The organism is Paracoccus binzhouensis (assembly GCF_016446475.1).
Lineage (GTDB): Bacteria > Pseudomonadota > Alphaproteobacteria > Rhodobacterales > Rhodobacteraceae > Paracoccus > Paracoccus binzhouensis.
Map to the genome: position 1 here is coordinate 1 of NZ_JAEHFP010000195.1, position 4,101 is coordinate 4,101.

Below are 4,101 nucleotides of genomic sequence, written 5' to 3' on the forward strand. Positions count from 1 at the left end.
TTGCGTGCCAAGGTCACCTCCCACGTAGAGATGATCTTGAATCACAGCCAGGCGCGCAGGGGAATCCTTTTTGTCAACACAACCTAGATCCCGCAACCGTTATTTCTGAGTTTCCCTGTATAATTGAGTGAAGCCCTTTCCTGATAAAGCTTATTGCTGCCCCGAATATCATTGATATGTGATTATTCTTAACATGTCGCGACATGTTTCTCTCTGCGTGAAGAAATATCTCTTCTTCACCTTTCTGATCCTCGAAGCGCAACTCGTTGAAGCCGCGCCCGGTGCCCTTGCCGTCATGCGTATTGGTTCGAAACGTGGATCGCGTCTTGTGCTTGGGGAGCTCGTAAGGCACGCCATTCTTGCCGTTGAACACATTCCCCGTCACCAGCGGCTTGTCGGGATCGCCTTCGAGGAACTCGACCACGACCTCCATGCCGATCCTGGGGATGACCATGCCGCCCCAGCCGGCGCCGGCCCAGTTCTGGCTGACCCGGCAGCGCATCGAGAACGCCCCGCTCAGGTCCCAGTGGAACCGCACCAGGATGCGGCCGTATTCGTCGCAGTCGATCTCGCCCTCGCCCACCACCATCGCCGTCTGCGGGCCGTGCACTACGGGGACCTGCGTGCGCCGCGGCGGCACCATCGGCGCGGTGTCCGGCATCAGGGCATAGCTGCCGGTGAAGGCATAGCCGTTGCTGCCCTGCCCCCCGGACCCATAGGCCTCCGACACGAAATGATGCGAGGCCGAGAGGCACAGATAGGTCTCGCCCGTCCCCGGCACCGGGTCGCCCGACAAGGTCACCCGCTTGCCCGCCCGCAGCGAGGCGCAATCGCCCACCGCGCGGTTGCGGCGATCCGCGCCGCGCTCCTGCGACGTGCGCAGCCCGGCGACGATCTTGCCGACATCCTGCGCCAGATAGTCGCCCGGGTAGTCGAAGCTTTCGATCTGCCCCTGCGCATGGGCGGCATCGCCCAGCCGGTCGACCTCCATCGCCTGGTCGGGCTTCTTGAAATTGTAGTCCGTCAGACGGATCGCGCCGGTGGTGATGTTGCGCTCGGGCGTCCAGTCCCAGAAATGCTCGCCCTCGGCCTGGTGGTGGCCGTCGTAGCTTTTATAGGGCCGCGCGCCGATCGTCTCATGCGCCAGAACGTCATCGGTCAGCACCAGCGTATGGCTGCCCATGGCGTGGCGGAAATGAAAGCTGATCCCGTGCCGCTCCATCTGGCGGCGGGCGAAATCGAGGTCGGATTCGCGGTACTGCACGGTGTATTCGAGGGTCGGATAGTCCTGCGACAGCTGCATCTCCAGCGCCGGGTCGCCGAGCGGGGCGTAGTCGGCAAGCAGTTCCTGCAGGATCTGGGTGACGGTCTTGTCGTGGAAGATGCGCTGGTTGCGGCGGCGGCTCGCCAGCCAGAACCAGGGCCGCAGCGCCAGATCATAGCGGTGGCCGTTCTCGCCCACCCCGGCCCATCGCGCCTGCGTGACGATGCCGTCGAAGGGTTGGGTGCCGTCGCGGGTCTCGATCTCGACGGTGGCATGGGTGCCGATCAGCGTGTAGAAGTCGAGATCGTTGCGGGTGGCCAGCGCCTCGACGCGATATTCGAACAGGTCGTTCAGATGATCGGAGCCGTCGAAGCGCAGGAGCGCCAGGGTGTCGGGGCCGAGCGCGGTGGTCAGCCGCCCGAGACGCTCGGACTGGCGCAGGGGGGGGCGTTCATGAAAAGGCCTCCGCAGAAATGGGTCAAGAAAATCTGCGGAGAGTGTGCATGCCCGATGCGCAAATGCCAAGACTGCAAGATTACCAAGCCCGCTCAGGCCTTGATCTCCGACCGCCGGGTGGGCTCAATATTGGGCTCTGGCACGGATTTGGTACCGTTGATCTTTTATGTCGCTACATTTTGACCTTCTTCCAAGAAGGTTGCCGATGGTGTCATGGTTTGCACGCCGGGATTTTCTGCCGGCAGGACTTACGGCCGATCGGGTCGAACTCGACGGCGATACGATCCGTATCCACGCCCGCTCTTCGGAAGCTGTGGTCACCTGTCCACACTGCGGGAGTATTTCTCGCCATGTTCACAGTCGGTATCGGCGCCGGCAGGCCGATGTGCCCGCGCATGGGCGAGCCGTGGAAATCGTCTTGCAGGTTCGTCGCTTTCGCTGCCGCGCGCCCGGCTGTCCCGCCCGGATCTTCGCCGAACGGTTCCCGCCCGGCGTCACTCGACCGCACATGCGACGAACCTCGCGCCTGCAGGAGCTTGTGCGCCACCTCGGCCTTGCCCTCGGCGGACGCCCTGCTCAGGCGCTCGCCCGACGTCTTCTGGTGCCGGCAAGCAAGGACACGTTCTTGCGAGGCGCGCGGAGCGTGATGGGCTCGAGCTCCAAAGCCCCGCGTGTGATCGGCATCGATGACTGGGTCTGGCGCAAGGGGCAGCGTTACGGCACAATGATCTGCGACCTGGAGCGGTGGCAGGTGATCGACCTGCTGCCCGATCGCGAGCCTGCCACCGTGGAAGCGTGGCTCCGCGCGCATCCCGACATCCAGATCGTTGCCCGCGACCGCAACGGCGGCTATGGCGGGGCTGCCACCCGTGCCCTGCCACAGGCGGTTCAGGTCGCCGATCGTTGGCATCTGCTTGAGAACGCGAGTGCCGCATTCCTGGCGGCCGTGCAGCGGAGCATGCCCGCCATCCGAAAGGCGGTCGGGACGAAGACCCTTGATCCCGCGCTGCTGACGGCAGCGGAAAGGCTGCCATACGAAGGCTTTCGGCGTCGCCAGCAAACCAATCGGATGGTGAGGACGATGGCCGATGAGGGGCTGCCCATCAAGCGTATCGTCCGCTCGACCGGCCTCAGCCGCAAGCTCGTGCGCCAGATCCTCCGAGGGGAACGTGAAGATGTATTCCGCATCCGCGAGAGCAGCCTGACACCCTGGCTGCCACGGCTGGAGCGGGAATGGAACGGCGGCTGCCGGAATGGCGCCGAACTTTGGCGCCGTCTCAGGGCCGAGGATTTTCGTGGCGGTCTTCGGGTCGTCGGAGAATGGGCGACACGCCAGCGCCGCGCCGAGCAAGCTGTGCCGAACGGGATGGGGAAATCGCCACCTGCCCGCAGGATTGCGCGGCTCCTGACCATGGGGCGGGATCACCTGTCCAGAGCCGATGCGCTTCAGGTCGCGCAGATCGAAGCGGCATCGCCAGCCTTGGCGGCCGTCCGGGCACTCACCGACCGGTTCACGGACATGGTGCGCAACCGGCGAATGTCTTGGCCGGCTGGCTCGACGAGGCGGAAGACAGCATGATCGCTTCCTTTGCCTGTGGCCTCCGCAGCGACTGCGCCGCCGTTGCCGCAGCCTTGCGTGAACCCTGGTCGAACGGACAGACCGAGGGGCAGATCAATCGGCTGAAGACCCGCAAGCGCCAGATATATGGCCGCGCAAACATCGATCGCTCAGGGCAAGGCTCATCGTGCAAGCATGAACCCGGAAATGCACCAACTTTGAGTTAGCCCCCTTATTCCACGCCGGTCAACAGTCTTTGCGTGCGTGCCCAAGGAAAGGGCAAAGGCTTTGATCTGTGCCGGGGGCAGTTGCACAGCCTCCACCCCTGCCGCCACAAGCGTGGCCCAGAGCACCCATTCCTGACCGCCCGTCGCTTCAAATCCGACCCGCACCGGCTGGGGCAAGGCCCGGAGCTGCACAAGAAGTTGGGCATGGCCTGCCACGGTGTTGGGAAGGCGAAGATGCCGCCCGCTCGACGCACAAAAGCCGTCGAGCCAATCGCGGGAAACATCTATGCCGATCACGGCTACTGCTGGTATCATATCACTCTCTCTTCCTTATGCTTCGCGGTCCCGCAAAACGGGCCGCCGTCAACTGTTCGAGACGGTGAAGAGAGGCGGGATCAGCCCGCTAGCGATCGTGGTCAGGCCACAAGGTGTTCAGCGCTGTATCCCACCCCATCGCAGCTCCTGGCCGGGAGCCGCGATGGGGCTAATGTAGCAGACCCGAGACACACCTAGGTCATGTTGACAAATGGCGAAGCCAGAGCCTGATGCAGGCGATGTCGATGAAGCCGAGGAAACTGTCTGCGGTTTTGTCGTAG

The 4,101-nt window shown here is 63.7% G+C and carries 2 protein-coding genes and 2 pseudogenes; 1 reads left to right on the plus strand and 3 read right to left on the minus strand.

Going from position 1 to position 4,101, the window contains the following annotated elements; all coding sequences use genetic code 11:
* Positions 1-73 precede the first annotated feature (73 nt).
* Positions 74-1,789, minus strand: coding sequence for a type VI secretion system Vgr family protein (locus I9P22_RS23470; RefSeq protein ID WP_233253562.1), 1,716 nt, complete (start codon positions 1,787-1,789; stop codon positions 74-76).
* Between the two features lie 136 nt (positions 1,790-1,925).
* On the opposite strand from I9P22_RS23470, the pseudogene I9P22_RS23475 reads away from it, so the two are divergent.
* Positions 1,926-3,477 (plus strand): annotated as a pseudogene (locus I9P22_RS23475) (ISL3 family transposase).
* Here I9P22_RS23475 and I9P22_RS25110 read toward each other — a convergent pair.
* Complete coding sequence (locus I9P22_RS25110; protein WP_408635227.1) at positions 3,461-3,820, minus strand: IS110 family transposase; 360 nt, start codon at positions 3,818-3,820, stop codon at positions 3,461-3,463. The pseudogene I9P22_RS23475 and the gene I9P22_RS25110 sit on opposite strands and share 17 nt — an antisense overlap.
* Before the next feature lie 199 nt (positions 3,821-4,019).
* A pseudogene (locus I9P22_RS23485) lies at positions 4,020-4,101 on the minus strand (IS5/IS1182 family transposase); the annotation flags it as partial.

Coding starts and splice junctions, on each gene's coding strand:
- I9P22_RS25110 (WP_408635227.1), bottom strand. CDS start 3,820: ATGATACCAGCAGTAGCCGTGATCGGCATAGATGTTTCCCGCGATTGG.